The organism is Vibrio sp. D173a (assembly GCF_030248475.1).
Genome location: NZ_JAHGAH010000064.1, coordinates 15,433 through 33,988, shown reverse-complemented (window position 1 = coordinate 33,988; position 18,556 = coordinate 15,433). Strand labels below are relative to the sequence as shown.

Genomic DNA, 18,556 nt, shown 5'->3' with positions numbered 1-18,556 from the left:
GATCAAGAGACAGGCGATGAACGCGGGCTTTGTTTTTATTTGAGAATGATTAGTCTAGCTCAACCAATTTCTTCTCGTATTCTTTGTGTTGCTCAAGCACTTCTTGCGCTGCACCACCAGTCAACTTACTTACAACAATGATCGCAATCGTTGAGAAGATGATGCCCGGTACGATTTCGTACACATCGAACCAACCGCCTGTTAGCTGTTTCCAAACCACGATAGTCACACCACCAATTAGGATACCTGCCAGTGCGCCGTTACGGTTCATACCGCTCCAGTAAAGGCTAAGCACAACTGCTGGACCAAACGCAGCACCAAAGCCTGCCCAAGCGTAAGATACAAGACCAAGAACAGAGCTGTCTGGCGTCATTGCTAGGAATAGCGCGATAAGAGAAATCACGATAACGCCTACACGACCAATCATGACCACTTCTTCAGACGTTGCATCTGGCTTAATCACTTGCTTGTAGAAGTCTTCTGCAAGAGCTGATGAAGATACTAGAAGCTGTGAATCTGCTGTACTCATTACCGCCGCTAGGATTGCCGCCAATAGGATACCTGCAATCACTGGGTGGAATACCGTGTTCACCAATAGCATGAAGATTTTCTCGCCATCATCAACCTGCATACCAGGGTGACCAGTTACCCACACTAGACCAACAAGACCAACTAGCATTGCACCCGCCATAGAAAGCGCAGTCCAACCCACAGCGATACGACGCGCTGTTGTTAGATCTTTGTTTGAACGAGAAGCTTTAAAACGCGCTAGGATGTGCGGTTGACCAAAGTAACCAAGACCCCATGCCACCAAAGAGATGATCGCGACAGCCGATAGAGGCTCACCTTTTACGTCATTCCATAGCGTTAATAGCTCTGGGTTGATGTTGTGCATATCCGTCGCTAGTTGACCTAGGCCACCATCCATAACGGCAACAGGCACGATCATCAGCGCCGCCGCCATCAATAGACCTTGTACCAAGTCCGTCCAAGATACCGCTAGGAAACCACCAAATAGCGTGTATGAAACCACACACACCGTACCAACGATAACGGCAATGCTGTAATCCAAGCCGAATACGGTCTCAAACAGTTTACCACCTGCTACCAAGCCTGAGCTGGTGTAGAAAAGGAAGAATAGAAGAATGAAGAACGCAGAGATTGTCTGAATCAGTTTCGACTTATCGTTGAAGCGACGCGACAGGAATTCAGGCAGCGTTAGTGCATCCGTTTGAATGCTGTACGTACGTAGGCGTTTTGCACTGATTAACCAGTTTAGCCATGTACCCACAAGCAGACCACCTGCTAGCCAGAACGCTTCAATACCTGCTGCATACGCATACCCCGGAAGACCAAGTAGCAACCAGCCACTCATGTCTGATGCGCCCGCAGAGAGTGCCGCTGGCCATGGACCAAGGCTACGACCACCTAGGAAGTAGTCAGATGAATTGGAAGTCCTCTTATACGCGTAAACGCCAATGGCAACCATAATTAGTAAGTACGCCACGAAAGTGGTCGTGATAGCAAAGCTATTTTCTATCATTTGATAGTCCTCGTTATAATTATTTCCTTCCTTGCCCTCTTTGATATTTTGCCATCGCAGCAATACATCAAAGCAAGAGATACCAACCCGAGTAAGCTCTCAGGCTCTTTTGATTCAGATTGGTATCACAAGTCAGGTTAGTGGGAGTCGCTTCCCAACTCGAGTAGAGTCGCGTTACCGCCCACTGCTGTAATATTTATCGTTCGAGTACGCTCGGTAATGAAGCGCAACGACAGATGAGGATCATGAGTCAATGTCGGTGACTCTAAATCCGTTTCAGAAACTAAGCCGACGATGGCACCGTCACGCTTAGCCAGTTGCAGGTTAAGTGCGTGCTCAACCTGTGAATGCCCAACATAACCCACACTACGTACGTCACTGTCTAACAACGGGGAAGACGCATCGTACGCAACCACTTGGACTAAGTTAGATGGGAAGTTTGCTGACGCCACAGCATGCTTAACCAATTGATTAAGCCCTGCATTGTCACTGCAAATCACCACACTGTTGCCTGCAATCAAAGCACAGGTGATCATTGCAAATGTGCTGTACAGTGCGTTCTCTGTGTGTTCTAGGTTGTTTTCACAAACGACCAAAGCCACACCGCGACCCGCTGTGTACAGCTCGTTAGTTTCACCCGTAGGGCCCACTAACTGATGAGTTTCTGCCAACAGAGACGACGCTTGCTGTAAGTGGTAAGACACCACTTTGCCAACCACGCTATGCTGCTCTTCAATGGCAGATTTAAATGCCAGCAAATGCTCGCATTTGTAATCAAAATCGGTCAGATTCCACTGCTCCCACGCAGAGAATGCATCTTTAAAAAACGTGATCTGATGAACCATAATGCGACTCCTTACGCCTTCTCTGCTTGAACAAGATGTTGTTTAGTAAAGCGGTATAGGTAGTGAGGACCACCGGCCTTCGGACCTGTACCCGACAAACCTTGACCACCGAATGGCTGAACGCCAACGACCGCACCAACCTGATCACGGTTGATGTAGCAGTTACCCACGCGAGCGTGTTTTTCAATCCAACGGTAAGTGGTTTCGTTACGGCTGTGGATGCCCATTGTGAGACCAAAACCGGTTTGATTGATTTGCTCAACCACATTTGGCAACTCAGACGCTTTAAAGCGGACAATGTGCAAGATAGGACCGAATTGCTCTTCTTTCAGAACATCAATGCCCGAGATTTCGAACGCACTTGGTGATACAAAATCACCGTGCTGACACGCTTCATCCAAATGCAATTGAGCAACTTTGGTTTGCGTACTTGTCATGTGCTCTAGGTGAGTAAGGAGTTTGTTCTTTGCATTGCTGTCGATAACCGGACCCACATCGGTTTTGTGCAGGTAAGGAATACCAACATGCAGTTCATTCATTGCACCTTGGATAAGGTTGATGATGCGATCCGCAACGTCTTCTTGAACGAACAGAACGCGCAGGGCAGAACAACGTTGACCAGCAGAAGCGAAAGCGGAACGAATCACATCACGCACAACTTGCTCTGGTAGCGCCGTACTATCCACAATCATGGCGTTTTGACCGCCAGTTTCAGCGATAAACGGGACTGGCTTCGCGCTGCGCTCGGCAAGCGTCACGTTGATGCGCTGCGCCGTTGCTGTAGAACCAGTGAATGCCACGCCTGCAATCGCATCGTGAGAGGTTAGTGCATGACCAATTTCACCACCACGACCCGGCAATAGCTGAATCACGCCCGCTGGGAAGCCAGCTTCTAGCATCAATTCAATCGCACGCGCCGCAATTAAGCTGGTTTGCTCAGCTGGCTTAGCCACAACTGTGTTACCTGCAACCAATGCCGCTGTGACTTGACCAAGGAAGATCGCTAATGGAAAGTTCCATGGACTGATACAAACGAATACGCCAAGCCCTTCGCGGCTAGAAATGCGTTTTACGCCATCAAAGCCTTCTAATTCGAACGGTTGAAGGTTTTGCGCTTGTTTCGCGTAGTAACGACAGAAATCGACCGCTTCACGCACTTCATCAATACTGTCATGAATCGTCTTACCTGCTTCTTGGTGACAAATCGCCACCAGCTCAGCCAAGTTTTCTTCCATCAGATCCGCAAGCTTATCTAGGCACGCCGCTTTTTGTTCAATTGCAGTGCCTTTCCACTCAGGGAATGCAGCATCAGCCGCTTCGATTGCAGCGGAAACATGATCAAGGCTTGCAAAAGCCACCTGACCCACTTCAATACGACGATCGTAAGGGGCAGTAATGATCTCTGCGGAGTTTTCCTTGATCATGCTTTCGGCATGTTTTTCGCCGTTGATGATCGGACCCGCAGTCCACTTCTGGGTTAGGAAGCTTTCAACCTGCGCTTCAAACGGCTTCGCTTCGCTATCGATATCAACGTTCACACCGTACGAGTTTTTACGCTCTGGGAAGATGCCGATTGGCATTGGAATTTGACCGTTGTGCAAGGTCTCAAACGAGGTCAACACATCAACAGGGTGATGCGTCAGCTCTGAAATCGGACAACGCGCGTCCACCAAACGATGCACAAACGAACTGTTCGCGCCGTTTTCTAGTAAGCGACGAACCAAGTAAGGCAGTAGATCCGCATGGCTACCGACTGGCGCGTAAATACGTACTGGCTGACCATAAGTGTCCATCACATGGTTATAAAGCGAATCGCCCATACCATGCAGACGTTGGAATTCGTAATCTTTGTGTTCTGCCATTACAGCAATCGCAGTAACAGTGTGCGCGTTGTGGCTAGCAAACTGCGGGAAGATATTACCGCGCACGCCTTCACTTAGTAGGAAGCGCGCACACGCTAGGTAAGCAACATCCGTCGCTTCTTTGCGCGTGTAAACTGGGTAGTTCTCGTAACCCGCTTGTTGCGACCACTTGATTTCGCTGTCCCAGTACGCGCCTTTTACTAGACGCAGTGGGATCAGATCACCCTGCTCTTTCGCTAGACTGTTTAGCCATACGAGTACAGGCAGTGCACGTTTCGAGTAGGCTTGAACCACCAGACCAAACTTACCCCAGCCTTTCACTAGGTCACTGCGATACAGTTTTTCAAACAGTTTTAATGACAGCTCAAGACGGTCCGCTTCCTCTGCATCAATCGTGATGGCAACATCCACTTCGATAGCGCGCTTAAGCAGTTGCGTTAAGGTGTCGTAAAGCTCTGTCATCACGCGTTCTTCATTCGCCACTTCGTAACGTGGGTGAAGTGCAGAAAGCTTGATAGAAACAGAAGGTGCAGGGCTTGTGTCACTGCCGTACGTTTCGCGACCAACGGCTTCAATCGCCATTAGGTAGTCTTTGAAATACTTGCTTGCGTCTGCCGTGGTTAGCGCCGCTTCACCCAACATATCAAATGAGTAAGTGAAACCTTTGTCGCGCATTGGGCGACCGTTCTTCTGTGCTTCTTCAATCGTACGACCACGTACAAACTGATGACCCATGATCTTCATTGCCTGATACATGGCTTTACGAATCACAGGTTCTGAGAATTTGTTCACCAGACGGTTTACAGCCTGACCTGGGCTCTGGGTTTCTTGCTCACCAAGACCAATCACTTTACCCGTTAGCATTAAGCCCCAAGTTGACGCGTTAACGAAAACCGAATCAGAACTCTTTAGGTGAGATTTCCAGTCAGCAACGCTTAACTTGTCTTTAATCAGTGCATCCGCTGTCGCTGAATCCGGAATACGCATCAATGCTTCTGCAAGACACATCAGCAAGATACCTTCATGAGTATCTAAGCTGTATTCCAGCAGTAGCGCATCAATCATCTGAATTGACTTCTTATCCGCACGGATGGCTTCGATAAGCTGGGTTGTTTGGGTCGTGATTGCCGATTTTTCTTCCGCTGTCGGCGCCGCTAGTGGCAATAATTGCTCTAGCCATTGAGACTCGTCCACCATGTACAATGGCGAGATCAGTGACCACAACTTATCAAGCGGCTGCTCGATAAATTCCGGTGTTAACACGTTCGTTGCAGTAAACATGCGTTTTCCTCAATCTCTCTCCTCGAAAACCGCTTCGAGGATCATCAATGGCTGGCAGTGTATTTTGAGCCCGAGAAGAATACTTGTCAAAAACTCCGAGCTTTTTGCTAAAAACTCGCTTTTATAACAAAACATCTACATAGTTACACGCAATTACATAATATATTGTGTTGTAAAAATTCATCTTTGCTTGTCATTTACAACAAAGACAGATAGGTTTTGAGCAATTTTTGTTTGAATAAGAAGGATTTAGATTGCGCTTTTGTGAGGAACGGACAAAAACAATGAAAACTTTCGGAGAATTACGCAAAAAAGTTCGACTTTCCTGTACAAAACGCAAGCACAAAAAAACCGCGACTCATGCGCGGCTGTCATCAGATAAGCAACTATACCAATATAATTAGCCAACCTGTTTCTTATACTGAGAAGGCGATAACCCTTGTAAACGAGTAAAAGTATGCGTAAAGGTACTTTGGCTCGAGAAACCAGTAAATTCAGCAATTTGTCCAAGCGTAAGGTGACCTTGTTCAATTAAGTCACGCGCCATATCAATACGTTTACCTAGCACATACTGATGCGGCGTAATGCCCATCTGATCTTTAAATAAACTGTGGAACTGGCTTTCGCCCAAAAACACACTGCCCGCCAACTGCGCCACACTGATTTTGTGGCTCAAGTGCTGCTCGATGTAACGGTCAATCGCATCCAGATCAAAGCGAGACTCTTTCCTCGACGTTTCAAATGCTGAGATATGACGCTGCATCAGAGCGATCACGGTATCGTTACACGCACGGCTTAGCAGTAAGTCATCTGGGTGATTACGCATCTCTTGCACCAGCATCTGAATCAGCTTTTGGATTTGACCATCCAACTGGAAGTAAAGATGAGAACGCTCTAGATTGTTGATTTTCTGCAGCATCTCGGGGTCATCATTGGCTGGCTTTGGCATGTTGAGCACCAAAATATCTGATTGATGAATCACGCCGCCGAAAGCATGATCAGAAGACGCTGTTACGATGCAACCTTGTCCCGGACCAACCAGGTTGCCCTGTCCACGCACTTCAAATTCCGCTTGTCCTTTCAAGCCGATCACGATCTGGGTGTAAGCATGATCATGGCATTCCATATAAGACGGAAGCGTGATCAATTCTGCTGGCTTAGGCAGCATGATCTCTTTATGCAGCAGGGCTTTCGGGTTATCTGGGTTACTCATTTCAACAGTCGTCTTTACACGGTCAGCTTACACCTTGGCATCATATACCTTCTCGGTTGGGTTGCAACTCCTCCCCGAGTCAATCGCACAAGATCAAACCAACACGATCAAGGCTCTCTACATGATCATAGTTCCGGAACGATGATCATGTAAGAATAACTTACGGTCAATGTGCAACCAATTTTTTTAACAAAAACGGGCAGATAGCAAAAATTACCAAAGGTGAGACAAACACTTAGCAAAGATCCTAGCAATGAAAATGCACATTAATGTAAAAGGTAAGATGAAAATTACGATCGAACGCGCACGAAATGCCCGAAAAACAGTGGCATAGAGGGATTTCCCCCCTTACTAACCTCTTCTCGATTCAATACATTAGACCTCGAGCTCTAGGATGCATACGACCCTGAGCTCATCGGTATCTACTTGATACCTCTAACTTACTTAGCAGACCCTCGCTACGTAATTTAGAACCTCTTCTACACGTCGACAAGATTATATCTTGTGTTGCCAGCCCGTCTTCAGGCTGGCTTTTTTTTGCCTATCGCCAATGAAAACAATGGCATAAGCTGCTAATATATCGGACATCTCACTGTATCCTGACGTTAATCACCACGCAGAGCTATCTTGATAGACCTTCTCTCTTCCAGTTCTATCTGGCGCGATTCTCGAAAGCATGATCAAGGTAATGCGATAATGTAAACGCAGGCAAAGCAAAGTGAGGGAACGACCTGTAATCATGCAGGCGATATAGCAGTAGTGAGTCCCTTGTGAATATTCCAGTCAATACCATAGAACAGTCGCTCCTTCGACAGCTACCGGGTTGTTGGGGATGCAAAGATAAAGATTCGGTATTCCGCTATGTGAATCAGGAATACGCCAAGTTAATTGGGTACGATTCGCCCGAAGCTTGTATCGGTAAGACAGACTTCGAAATGGCTAGCCCTACCATTGAGTGCGCCCAAGACTTTCAAGAACAAGACAAGCATGTGATTGAAACCGGCGAGTCGCTTAAGATCCTTGATATACATCCTTATCCAGATGGCCATTGGCGCGCGCACATTTTTACCAAGACACCTTGGAGAAATGAAGACGGCAACATCATTGGCACCATCTTTTATGGCCGCGAGCTAACGGATACCGCTGTGATTGAAGTCGGTTATTGGGTTTGCCGAGCCATTGGTGGTGCACCAAATCAACAGTCTATCTTCCGTTTTTCTAATCTTAAACCCGAGCCAGAAAAGCTGACCTGCCGTGAGCAAGAGACGCTGTTCTTACTGCTCTATGGTAAGAAACCGCAATTTATCTCTCAGGTGATGGGGATTTCAACCAAGACAGTAGAAGGGCATGTCGCTCGTCTGCGCACTAAATTTGAAGCCAACAGTAAGAACGAGCTTATCGATAAAGCGATGGAAGCAGGTTACGGCTCCATCGTGCCAAAGACGCTTCTGAAACATCAATTGTCTGTTGTTCTCAACGGCGAACGTTGAATTTCCAAACTAGAAAACAAAAACACCGCCCATTTCGGCGGTGTTTTTTTATCTCGTCATCGAAGTGACTACGGCGCAAGACGGTCGATGTCCCACTCACCTTCTTGATTTGAGAACAAGAAGCGGTCATGCAGACGGTGTTCACCGCCTTGCCAGAACTCAATGCTTTGTGGCTTAACGCGGAAACCACCCCAGAAAGTTGGCATAGGAATCTCACCTTTGGCAAACTTCTGTTTCAGCTCTAAAAACTTACCTTCCAATACGCCACGTGCAGAAATACGGCTGCTTTGCTTGCTCGCGATCGCCGCTAATTGGCTCTCTTTCGGGCGAGAAGTGAAGTACTTCATGTTCTCCATCGGCGTTAGCTTTTCTGCCACGCCAGTGATGTGAACCTGACGCTCAAGGGGATGCCATGGGAAATGCAGGCTGATGTTGCTGTTATGCCCAAGCTGCTGCGCTTTGCGGCTGCCCAAGTTGGTGTAGAACACAAAGCCATCTTTATCGACACTTTTTAGCAGTACGATACGTTGAAACGGCATTCCGTTTTCGTCCACAGTCGCGACCGTCATCGCCGTAGGATCCGTTAGCCCTGCTTGTACCGCTTGCTCTAACCAAAGGTTAAATTGATCAATAGGATCTGCTTTTAAATCTTTACGACGCAGGCCACCTTTTGTGTACTCACGACGAATATCAGCAAGTTCCATCTTCACTCCTTCACTCGTTTTTGTCGATTGTGCGCCCGATACTAAGGAAATACAAGGACAGCAAGCAAGAACCCTGATTGGCAGTTTTGTGCTGTGTCACGTTGTCGCAGCAGCTCACAACATCATTAAATGCCTTTTGATAACATGGCGTTAAAAACCAGTGAGCCAATCGTGAACCTACTTAACCCCAAAGCTCTGCGCCATTTTTTGTTGGTCTTGCTCGCCATCGGTCTGGTCGGGCTGATGTTGACACATAAATACGCAACCCAGCATCAACATGATCAGTGGCAAAGCAAGTTACAAACTCAAGCTTCACAGGTCGCCCAAGAAATCGATTATGAATTGGCAAAGTTTGAGCAAATCCCCAACTTACTCAGCCATGATCCAAGATTGCTTGAAGCCGTTAAAGTAGGTAAGCCATCAGAATCGCTCAACTTATTGCTCGCCGATTGGTTAGCGCAAAGCCTCGCTGACACTATCTATGTGCACGACAAAACCGGCTTAGTTATCGCATCTAGTAACTACCAGCAAGACGACAGCTTTGTGGGCTCGAACTTTGCCTTCCGTCCGTACTTTCAACACGCTTTAAATGGGGAGAAAGCTCAGTACGTAGCCCTTGGCGTACGTTCCAATAAACGCGGCTACTTTTTCTCATCCCCGCTTTGGGTTGAGGGTGAGGTCGCTGGCGTGATTACGGTTAAAGTAAACTTGGAGCAACTCGAAAAAGGGTTAACCCAAGAAAATGGTGGGTTACTGGTTACCGGTGTGCACGATGTCGTCTTCATGAGCAACTTGCCCGATTGGCGCTACCGAGCCCTATTCCCATTGTCTGAACAGGCAAAACGAGAGCTTAACCAGACTCAACAATACGGTGATGCCTTGCCTCAATATCGTGGCGAGTTGACTGGGCAAAGCGGCGCGACGCAGTTTAAAAACAATCAGCTATTGGTTTCACCCAACTACCTCGCTTACGCAACAAACTTATTCGACAAAGGTTTTCGTGTTGTCGCTCTGATTAGCCAACAAGAAGTGTTTGCTGCGGTATTGCAAGCGGATGTGATTTACCTTTTGCTGTATTCGCTCGTTGGCCTAATAGCCTTAGCGTGGTTTCAAATGCTGGTCAATAAAGCACGATTAGCAAATATGAATACAAACTTGGAAGAAAAGGTCACGGAACGCACCATAGTACTGAGCCAAGCCAACCACCAGCTGCAACAAACCGTGCACCAATATGAACAAAGTCAACAAGCGCTCAAGCAAACCCAACAAGAGCTCACTCAAGCCGCGAAACTCGCACTATTGGGCGAGCTGTCTGCCAGCATCAATCATGAAATCAACCAACCACTTGCTGCACTTCGCACCTATACAGAAAACTCTCAACGTTTGATGGCGATGGAACGCTACCCTATGGTGACAGATAATCTCGGCAAAATGCTCTCTCTCAATGACACCATTGCCGAAGTCATTGCTCGTTTGAAAGTCTTTACGCGCAAAACGGACAATAATTCGCACAACGAGGTGTCCGTGCTACATGACGCGGTACATAACGCGACGCGCATTCTGAACAGCAAGCTGATCAAACAAGGGGTGACGCTAAAAGTGCCAAACATTGAATGCGATGTGAAACTCGCCATTCACAGCGTCGAGCTAGAGCAAGTACTGATAAATCTCTTCCATAATGCAGCCCAAGCGATGGAAGGACACTGTGTCGATCCACAAATTTCGATCGCGATACAGTGCAATGAAAGCAACTGCGATATTCTGATTTCCGACAACGGGCCAGGTATGTCAGAACAAGCATTAGCCAAAGTATTCGATCCATTTTTCACCACTAAACCTGAGGGACTTGGGCTGGGTTTAACCATTTCAAAACGTATTTTAGAAAGCTATCAAGGCTCTCTCAGTGCTTACAATCACAATGCTTACAATCATAGTGCTTTCAGTGATATAGATACGCAATCCCAGCAGTCAGGCGGCATGACCTTTATTGTCAGCGTGCCTTTAGTCCCACTTCGTCCTGCAGAGGAACACTCTCATGCATAATCCCGTTTTCTTTGTTGATGATGAGCCCCATATCCGTGATGCGGTTACTCAAGCGCTATTAATCGAAGGGATTGACGTCACTTGCTTTCCAAACGCAGTTGAAGCGCTGCAACAAATAGACCCAAGCGCACCGGCATTGATCATCACTGATATCCACATGCCCGTGATGAATGGCCTAGAGTTTATGCGCACACTGCTAGGCAAAAATAGTCACTTTCAATTTATCGTCTTAACGGGTCATGGCGATGTGAAAACTGCCGTCGAAGCGATGAAGAGTGGTGCGTACGATTTTCTCGAAAAACCCTTCTCTACCGAACAGTTACTTAAGTCACTTAATAACGCTGGTGACAAGTTGGCCTTGTTGCAAGAAAACGTCTGGCTTAAAAAAGAACTCGACATGCAAACCCATGTTGGTCCCAAGATGATTGGTCACAGCCAAGCCATGGTCGACATTCGCCGTACCTTGATCAGCACCCCGCTCCACCAGCCGCTGATTTTTGTTGGTGAAGATGGAACAGGAAGAAGACTGGCTGCGCAGTTTGCTCACGATATTCACGCCACACAGGAAAATGAATTGTTCATTGCTTCTGGCGAAGATTTGTACGAGCTTTCTCTCGATGCACTAGACAAAGCCATACATCATCTTACGGACGGTAAAAGCCATTGCAGTTTGTACCTGCACAGTGCAGAACACATCTCGACAAAACAGTGGCAATGCTTATTTGAACACCCAAAACTGCAACGTGTCTTTGGCGCAGCCAACACAGTCGACAAAGACATTGAAAGCTCAGTAAGGATGATTCGTATGCCAAGCTTGAATGAACGCAAAGAAGACATCGGTCCCCTATACAAACACTTTGTACGTCACGCAGCGAGTCGCTATCAACTCCAACCTCCTCAGATTAGTCTCGATGAGGTAAAACGGGTTACGGAACTCGATTGGCCTGAAAACATCAAACAATTGAGGCAATTTGCGGAGTTAAGAGCGCTAAAACCCGATGTGTTTCGTATGGAGGATTGGAGCAGTGAAAAGAGCATCGAAATCCAAAGTATGACTCAACGCACAGAACACTTTGAATACTGCTTGTTGTTTGACGCCTTGCAACGACACAGAGGCAGACTCAAAGAGGTTCAACTAGAATTACAAGTGTCGCGCAAAACCTTGTATGACAAACTAAAAAAACATCAGTTGGACAAAACACAGTTCAAGGCGTAGTAAACAAAGGGATGCTTACCCTTTCACACATTTTTATTAACCGAGCATGCTGACATGCTCGGTTAATAATAATAAGATCAAAAAGATAAACCGTCTTTATAGAACAAGGAATGTGATGAGCCGAGACAACTACAACAAACTGAGCAGCGACGAGCTAGACTTTGTTGATGACAAAACCGCTGCTTTGCTCTTAAACACGCCAAATAGTGCCCGCTTAATGCTGTGGGTGATGGTGCTGTTTTTTGTTGCGGCCATTGGCTGGGCATCATGGGCTGAGATCGACAAAGTGACCGTAGGCCAAGGCAAAGTCATTCCATCTTCTCAAATCCAAGTGGTGCAAAACTTGGAAGGCGGTTTGGTCAAAGAGATCTTAGTCAAAGAAGGCCAACAAGTTGAGAAAGGTCAGCAACTGCTGCTGATTGACGATACCCGCTTCCGCTCTGATTTTCGTGAGCGCGAACAGCAAGTTGCCAACTTAACCGCCTCGGTACTGCAGCTTTCAGCCTCAATCAACAGTGTCGAAGTCAATCGTGATTTTGACGACAGCAACTGGGAAAAGAATGTCGTTATCGACTACGGCAAACTGACGTTCCCACCAACACTTGAAGAGAACCGCCCTCGCCTGACTCAACGTCAGAAAGCAGAATACCGCGAAGACTTGGATAACCTGCGCAACCAAATTTCGGTCATAGACCAACAAGTTAAGCAGAAACAACAGGATTTGGTGGAGATTCAAGCGCGTGTGAGCAACCTTCGTCAAAGCTATCGTTATGCAAAGAAAGAACTGGATATCACCAAACCTCTGGCTGATGAAGGCGTCGTACCTAGAATTGAACTCTTAAAGCTTCAACGTCAGGTGAACGACACCCGCCGAGAAATGACGTCTAGCGAGTTGAAGATCCCTGTCATCAAATCGGGCATCCGTGAATCGATGCTCAACCGTATCGATGTCGCATTGAAATTCCGCTCCGAGCAACAAGAAAAACTCAACAGCACGCAAGACCAGCTCTCAGCACTAGTCGAATCAGCGGTAGGCTTGGAAGACCGAGTAAACCGAACCGTGGTGGTTTCTCCAGTAACGGGCACCATCAAGACATTGAACGTCAACACCGTTGGTGGCGTTATCCAGCCGGGTATGGACATCGTAGAAATCGTGCCGACCGAAGACACCTTATTAGTGGAAGCGAAGATCGCGCCGAAGGACATCGCTTTCTTGCGTCCAGATCTTCATGCGATTGTGAAATTCACTGCGTACGACTTCACTAAATACGGCGGCTTAGAAGGAGAGCTGGAACACATCAGTGCCGACACCACACAAGACGAAGAAGGCAACAGCTTCTACATCGTCCGTGTACGCACAGAGAAAACCAGTTTCGGACAAGATGCGGACTTACCTATCATTCCAGGTATGACAGCATCTGTTGATATCATCACAGGGAAACGAACGGTTCTGGAATATCTACTCAAACCGATTTTGAGCGCCAAAACCAACGCACTGAAGGAGTAAGTATTTGCAAGGTACAAACAATGTGTTCTTACATGATGACAAGTGGTTAAATAAAAAGCACTTTTCTCACCAACGAACCCATTTCAAGGGTACACTTGTGATGTGAGTCGAATATGCCATTCAAATTGAAGCGTAAAGTTACATTATTAATCAGCATCAGTTGTTTTTCGTTCCAAATTGGGGCGCTCAACAGCAAAGAGCGACGATGGGTCGATACGGTCACTTCAGTTTATGGTGAACGAGCAGGGCAGCGCGTCAAAACATGGCGAGAGAATTTGGATTCCTTACAAGTCCAGAGCAACAACAAGAAACTCTCCGGTGTGAACAACTTTTTTAACCAACTCTATTTTGTCGATGACATCAATTTGTGGGGCAAAAAAGACTATTGGGCAACACCACTCGAGTTTATAGGCAGTAATGCCGGTGATTGTGAAGACTTCACGATAGCGAAGTATTTCTCATTGCTCGAACTCGGAATCCCAGATTCAAAAATGCGCTTGGTCTACGTAAAAGCGATCAGACTAAATCAATTTCATATGGTGCTGGCGTATTACCCAACACCAAGCTCTGAGCCGCTCATCCTCGACAATCTCAACCCAGAAATTGTTCGAGCTTCCAAGCGTAGCGACTTACTACCGATTTACAGTTTTAATGGTAAAAACTTGTGGCTAATGAAGTCTTCTGCCAGCAGTGGAGAGCTAGCAGGAAAAGCCTCACGTTTGAGCCTTTGGAATGACTTACGCTCGCGCGAACGTAAGTTGCAGTTAAAGAAACCTAAAATTAACTATGGCGAGTGAAAAACATGACCCTATATAAGAAGCTTGTAGTGGGAATGGTTACGGTCTTTTTACTTTTGATGGCATCAGTATTCGTAATCCAGTTCAACACTACTCGAGACAGCTTGGAGCAGCAGCAACGTTCAGAGGTCAACAACACCATTAACACCGTTGGTTTGGCACTGGCACCGTATCTAAAAGACAAAGATAAGGTCGCCGTGGAATCCGTGATTAATGCGTTGTTCGACGGCAGTACTTATTCTGTCGTACGTCTCACCGCGTTAGATTCCGATTACCAAATCGTACGTTCATACCCGGTTAAACCGACAAGTGTGCCGCAATGGTTTATCGATTTAAATCTGTTCAAAGCTATTCACGACAAACGCGTGGTAACCAGCGGTTGGATGCAGCTTGCAGAGGTGGAAATCATCAGCCATCCAGGTGCAGCATACGAACAGCTATGGCAAGGCTTTGTTCGCCTGGTGACTGCGTTTGGCGTTATCTTCCTAGCAGGCCTTTTAGCAATTTCTTACATCCTACGTCGCTCACTCAAACCTTTAGCGGCCATCGTAAAGAAAATGCACGAGATTGCTAACAACCAATTTGGCGACCCATTGGCTCGTCCAAAAACCAAAGATTTAATTGCAGTCGTCGACGGCATCAACTCAATGTCGGCACAAATCGAACTGTCATTTAAAGAACAAGCAAAAGAGGCGCAGCGTCTGCGTGCTCAAGCTTACCTAGACCCTATCTCCAAACTGGGTAACCGCTCGTTCTACATCAACCAAGTTGATCAATGGCTGGCAGAGCAAACGCAAGGGGGTATCGCGCTACTCCATGCTGAGTACATTGGTGACATTTACGAGACCAAAGATTACCAACGCGCCGATGCCCACGTGAAAGAGTTATCTCAACGTCTCAAGAACACCATCGATGTACCGGGAGCAACCATTGCTCGTCTGTCTAGCGACGAATTTGGTCTGCTATTCCCGCACATGGATGAGAGCGAGTTGCGCATTCTCGCAGACAGCATCGTCAACTGTGTGAACGGCCTTAATACCGATCCTACTGGCATGGCGAAACCAAAAGCATCACTGGGTGTCGCCCACAGTAAAGATCAAAAAACACGTACAGAAGTGCTATCGATGGTGGATAACGCCCTATCAAAAGCCAAAGCGCAGCCAGATAAAGCTTACGGCTTCGTGGGTGGTGAAAACACCTCGAACCTAATGGGTAAACAGCAATGGAAAGCGCTGGTTGAAGAAGCGATTCACAGCGATTGGATTAAATTCCGCTTCCAGTCTGCGAAGAATACTTGGGGTAAAGTGTTCCATAATGAGGTGTTCTCAAGCATCGAAAAAGATGGTGAAACCTACCGTGCGAACCAATACTTGTTTGCTCTTGAACAGTTAGAAGCAACCAACATCTTCGACCAATACGTCATCGAGTCGATGATCAAGATGCTTGAAAGTGGCGAACTAAAAGAACCAGTAGCCATCAACATTGCCCAAAGTAGCTTGTCTCAACCATCGTTCATTCGTTGGACCACCAGCATGCTAGAGAAGCACTCAAAAGTGGCTCCAATGCTGCACTTTGAGCTTCCAGAAGCGTGTTTCATTGACCATCCGCACCACACGGCTCTGCTGTGTAATGCGATTCGTCAAGCGGGTGCGGAGTTCGGTGTTGATAACTACGGCCGTAACTTCCAGTCACTTGAGTACATTCAAGAATTCCGCCCGAATTACGTAAAACTGGATTATCTGTTCACCCACAACTTGCACGACGAGAAACAAAAATTCACGCTGACATCGATTTCTCGTACCGCTCACAACTTGGGTATTACGACGATTGCATCGCGTGTTGAAACACAGATTCAGTTGGATTTCCTAACCGAGCATTTCGTTGAAGTCTTCCAAGGCTTCATTGTCGACAAGGAATAACGAAGGTACACCAAGGATGAAAGACCCTTTACTGAATTCGCTCATTTACGTTAGCCGATACTTCGGGCTAGCCAACTCACCGGAAGCGCTGATTAACGGCCTTCCGCTCTCTGATGGCAAGCTCACTCCGTTTCTGCTACCACGAGCGGCGGAAAGGGCCGGATTGGTTGCCAAGGAAAACCGTGCAGAATTAGGCAAGATCTCGAGCCTGATTCTGCCGGCTATCTTACTTCTAAAGGGTGGCGATTCTTGCGTTCTCAATAGCATCGATGTTGAGAAACAAGAAGCTGAAATCACCACCCTAGAAAGCGGAATGGTGCCTATCTCCATTCCGCTAGAAGACCTACTTGAGCAGTACACTGGTCGCTACTTTTTAGTTAAAAAGCAATTCCGTTATGACGAGCGCTCTCCCGAAGTGCTCAAAACCAAAGAAGGTCACTGGTTTTGGTCAACCTTGTGGCAATCGAAACGCATCTACCGCGATGTACTTATCGCTTCTCTCCTCATCAACATCTTTGCCATTGCGGCACCAATGTTCACTCGCTTGGTGTACGACAAGGTAGTACCAAACCTCGCGTTTGAGACTTTATGGGTGTTGGCGAGCGGTATCTTCGTGGTGTTCCTGTTCGACTTCTTACTCAAATCACTGCGTAACTACTTCATCGACGTCGCGGGTAAAAAATCCGACATCCTGATTTCCTCCAAGCTGTTTAGCAAAGTGATGGGTATCCGAATGGAGTCCAAGCCACCTTCAGTGGGTGCTTTTGCTCGACACTTGCAAGAGTTCGAATCCATTCGTGAGTTCTTCACCTCAGCCACGGTAAGTGCGCTAATTGACTTACCTTTCGCAATTTTGTTCCTAGTCATCATCTGGCTGATGGCGGGCGATCTGGTATACGTACCAATGATTGGTGTGGTGATTCTGATGATTCACTCGGCGCTGATTCAAGGTCCACTTCGCCGCTCGATTGAAGAAGGTTCTCGCCTTGCTTCACAGAAATACGCCAACTTGATTGAGAGCTTATCTGGCTTAGAAACGGTGAAAATGCTAAGTGCACAAAGCCAATTCCAATACCGTTGGGAAGAAGCCGTTGCGCACATGGCAAACTGGAACATCAAGAGCCGCCGTATCACCGACAGTATTCAAAACGCAGCGGGCTTTGTGCAGCAAAGTAGTAACGTCGGTATGATCATTCTAGGCGTGTACTTGATTGCCAATGGTGACCTAACCATGGGTGGTTTGATTGCTGCAACGATGCTGAGTGGTCGAGCGATTGGTCCTATGGTTCAGCTTTCTTTGCTTTCAACTCGATACAACCAAGCGAAATCTTCAATGACCATCATCAACCAAGTGATGGAAATGCCAGACGAGCAAGAAGAAGGCAAACGCTACATTCACCGCCCTATTGTGCAAGGTAAGATTGAGATTGACCGTGTGACCTTCCATTACCCAGATGCGCCAGTGGCCTCGATTCGTGATTTGAGCCTGACCATCAATCCAGGTGAGAAAGTGGCGATCATCGGTCGTATTGGTTCGGGTAAAACCACGCTAGAACGCTTGATAATGGGTCTGTACAAGCCAACAGAGGGCCACGTGCGTATTGATGACACCGATATCGAACAGCTTCACCACGTGGATGTACGACGCAATATAGGCTGCGTACCGCAAGATTCGAATCTGTTCTTCGGTTCTATTCGCGACAACATTACCCTAGGTCGCCCGCTCACCGATGATCGCGATGTATTAGACGCCGCCAACCGTGCGGGCGTGACCACCTTCACTCAATCAGATCCTGCGGGTCTTGAGCGTCAAGTAGGCGAAGGCGGCGGCATGCTCTCTGGTGGTCAGCGCCAAGCTGTGACGATTGCACGAGCGTTCTTGGGGCGTCCTCCAGTGCTCTTAATGGACGAGCCAACCAGTGCAATGGATAACCGTTCAGAAATGCACATCAAACACCAGTTAGCACAGCTAAAACCAAGTGAAACGCTGATTTTGATTACGCACAAAACCTCAATGCTCGACATTGTTGATCGCGTGATTGTGATGGAGAAAGGCAGCGTGATTGCTGATGGTCCGAAAGCACAAGTGCTGAATGACTTGAAGCAAGGTAAGGTTCGCGCCGTAAGCTAAAACCG

The 18,556-nt window shown here is 47.2% G+C and carries 12 protein-coding genes; 7 read left to right on the top strand and 5 right to left on the bottom strand.

From position 1 onward, the window contains the following. Nucleotides 1-49: 49 nt before the first annotated feature. From putP to KIV40_RS07415, 4 genes are all read right to left on the bottom strand, one after another. Nucleotides 50-1,543 carry a sodium/proline symporter PutP gene (putP, locus tag KIV40_RS07430; protein WP_038888672.1) on the bottom strand — a complete coding sequence of 498 codons (1,494 nt, stop codon included), beginning with the start codon at nt 1,541-1,543 and terminating at the stop codon, nt 50-52. Nucleotides 1,544-1,680: 137 nt separating this feature from the next. Beyond that, the gene (locus KIV40_RS07425; protein ID WP_285348532.1) at nt 1,681-2,388 is read right to left on the bottom strand and encodes a 1-pyrroline-5-carboxylate dehydrogenase; all 708 of its coding nucleotides are present in this window, start codon (nt 2,386-2,388) and stop codon (nt 1,681-1,683) included. An 11-nt stretch (nt 2,389-2,399) separates the two neighbouring features. Next, nucleotides 2,400-5,531 (bottom strand): bifunctional proline dehydrogenase/L-glutamate gamma-semialdehyde dehydrogenase PutA, encoded by a 3,132-nt coding sequence (putA, locus tag KIV40_RS07420; RefSeq protein ID WP_228174958.1) that lies wholly within the window; start codon nt 5,529-5,531, stop codon nt 2,400-2,402. A 400-nt stretch (nt 5,532-5,931) separates the two neighbouring features. Further along, nucleotides 5,932-6,744 carry an AraC family transcriptional regulator gene (locus KIV40_RS07415; protein ID WP_086370420.1) on the bottom strand — a complete coding sequence of 271 codons (813 nt, stop codon included), beginning with the start codon at nt 6,742-6,744 and terminating at the stop codon, nt 5,932-5,934. A gap of 770 nt (nt 6,745-7,514) precedes the next feature. On the opposite strand from KIV40_RS07415, the gene KIV40_RS07410 reads away from it, so the two are divergent. Beyond that, on the top strand, nt 7,515-8,234 hold the full coding sequence (locus KIV40_RS07410; RefSeq protein ID WP_285348530.1) for a helix-turn-helix transcriptional regulator: 720 nt from the start codon (nt 7,515-7,517) through the stop codon (nt 8,232-8,234). A 68-nt stretch (nt 8,235-8,302) separates the two neighbouring features. Here the strand turns inward: KIV40_RS07410 and pdxH are convergent, their stop codons facing one another. Beyond that, nucleotides 8,303-8,938, bottom strand: coding sequence for a pyridoxamine 5'-phosphate oxidase (gene pdxH, locus KIV40_RS07405; protein ID WP_005428958.1), 636 nt, complete (start codon nt 8,936-8,938; stop codon nt 8,303-8,305). 129 nt (nt 8,939-9,067) lie between these two features. On the opposite strand from pdxH, the gene KIV40_RS07400 reads away from it, so the two are divergent. From KIV40_RS07400 to KIV40_RS07375, 6 genes are all read left to right on the top strand, one after another. Continuing rightward, nucleotides 9,068-10,981: an ATP-binding protein gene (locus KIV40_RS07400; RefSeq protein ID WP_285348527.1), complete on the top strand. Its 1,914-nt coding sequence runs from the start codon at nt 9,068-9,070 to the stop codon at nt 10,979-10,981. After that, complete coding sequence (locus tag KIV40_RS07395) at nt 10,974-12,197, top strand: sigma-54 dependent transcriptional regulator (RefSeq protein ID WP_285348525.1); 1,224 nt, start codon at nt 10,974-10,976, stop codon at nt 12,195-12,197. The genes KIV40_RS07400 and KIV40_RS07395 overlap by 8 nt, the downstream gene beginning before the upstream one ends. Before the next feature lie 115 nt (nt 12,198-12,312). Continuing rightward, entirely contained in the window at nt 12,313-13,704 is a 1,392-nt protein-coding gene (locus KIV40_RS07390; RefSeq protein WP_045371313.1) for an HlyD family type I secretion periplasmic adaptor subunit, read from the top strand. A gap of 113 nt (nt 13,705-13,817) precedes the next feature. Then, entirely contained in the window at nt 13,818-14,501 is a 684-nt protein-coding gene (locus tag KIV40_RS07385) for a transglutaminase-like cysteine peptidase (RefSeq protein ID WP_285348523.1), read from the top strand. A gap of 5 nt (nt 14,502-14,506) precedes the next feature. Next, the gene (locus tag KIV40_RS07380) at nt 14,507-16,420 is read left to right on the top strand and encodes a LapD/MoxY N-terminal periplasmic domain-containing protein (protein WP_285348521.1); all 1,914 of its coding nucleotides are present in this window, start codon (nt 14,507-14,509) and stop codon (nt 16,418-16,420) included. A 16-nt stretch (nt 16,421-16,436) separates the two neighbouring features. Further along, the gene (locus KIV40_RS07375; RefSeq protein ID WP_285348520.1) at nt 16,437-18,551 is read left to right on the top strand and encodes a type I secretion system permease/ATPase; all 2,115 of its coding nucleotides are present in this window, start codon (nt 16,437-16,439) and stop codon (nt 18,549-18,551) included. The last annotated feature ends 5 nt before the right edge of the window (nt 18,552-18,556 follow it).

Bases quoted from the DNA above. Each gene is read 5' to 3' on its own strand.
- putP (WP_038888672.1), bottom strand. From the start codon at position 1,543: ATGATAGAAAATAGCTTTGCTATCACGACCACTTTCGTGGCGTACTTA.
- KIV40_RS07425 (WP_285348532.1), bottom strand. From the start codon at position 2,388: ATGGTTCATCAGATCACGTTTTTTAAAGATGCATTCTCTGCGTGGGAG.
- putA (WP_228174958.1), bottom strand. From the start codon at position 5,531: ATGTTTACTGCAACGAACGTGTTAACACCGGAATTTATCGAGCAGCCG.
- KIV40_RS07415 (WP_086370420.1), bottom strand. From the start codon at position 6,744: ATGAGTAACCCAGATAACCCGAAAGCCCTGCTGCATAAAGAGATCATG.
- pdxH (WP_005428958.1), bottom strand. From the start codon at position 8,938: ATGGAACTTGCTGATATTCGTCGTGAGTACACAAAAGGTGGCCTGCGT.
- KIV40_RS07400 (WP_285348527.1), top strand. From the start codon at position 9,068: ATGCCTTTTGATAACATGGCGTTAAAAACCAGTGAGCCAATCGTGAAC.
- KIV40_RS07395 (WP_285348525.1), top strand. From the start codon at position 10,974: ATGCATAATCCCGTTTTCTTTGTTGATGATGAGCCCCATATCCGTGAT.
- KIV40_RS07390 (WP_045371313.1), top strand. From the start codon at position 12,313: ATGAGCCGAGACAACTACAACAAACTGAGCAGCGACGAGCTAGACTTT.
- KIV40_RS07385 (WP_285348523.1), top strand. From the start codon at position 13,818: ATGCCATTCAAATTGAAGCGTAAAGTTACATTATTAATCAGCATCAGT.
- KIV40_RS07380 (WP_285348521.1), top strand. From the start codon at position 14,507: ATGACCCTATATAAGAAGCTTGTAGTGGGAATGGTTACGGTCTTTTTA.
- KIV40_RS07375 (WP_285348520.1), top strand. From the start codon at position 16,437: ATGAAAGACCCTTTACTGAATTCGCTCATTTACGTTAGCCGATACTTC.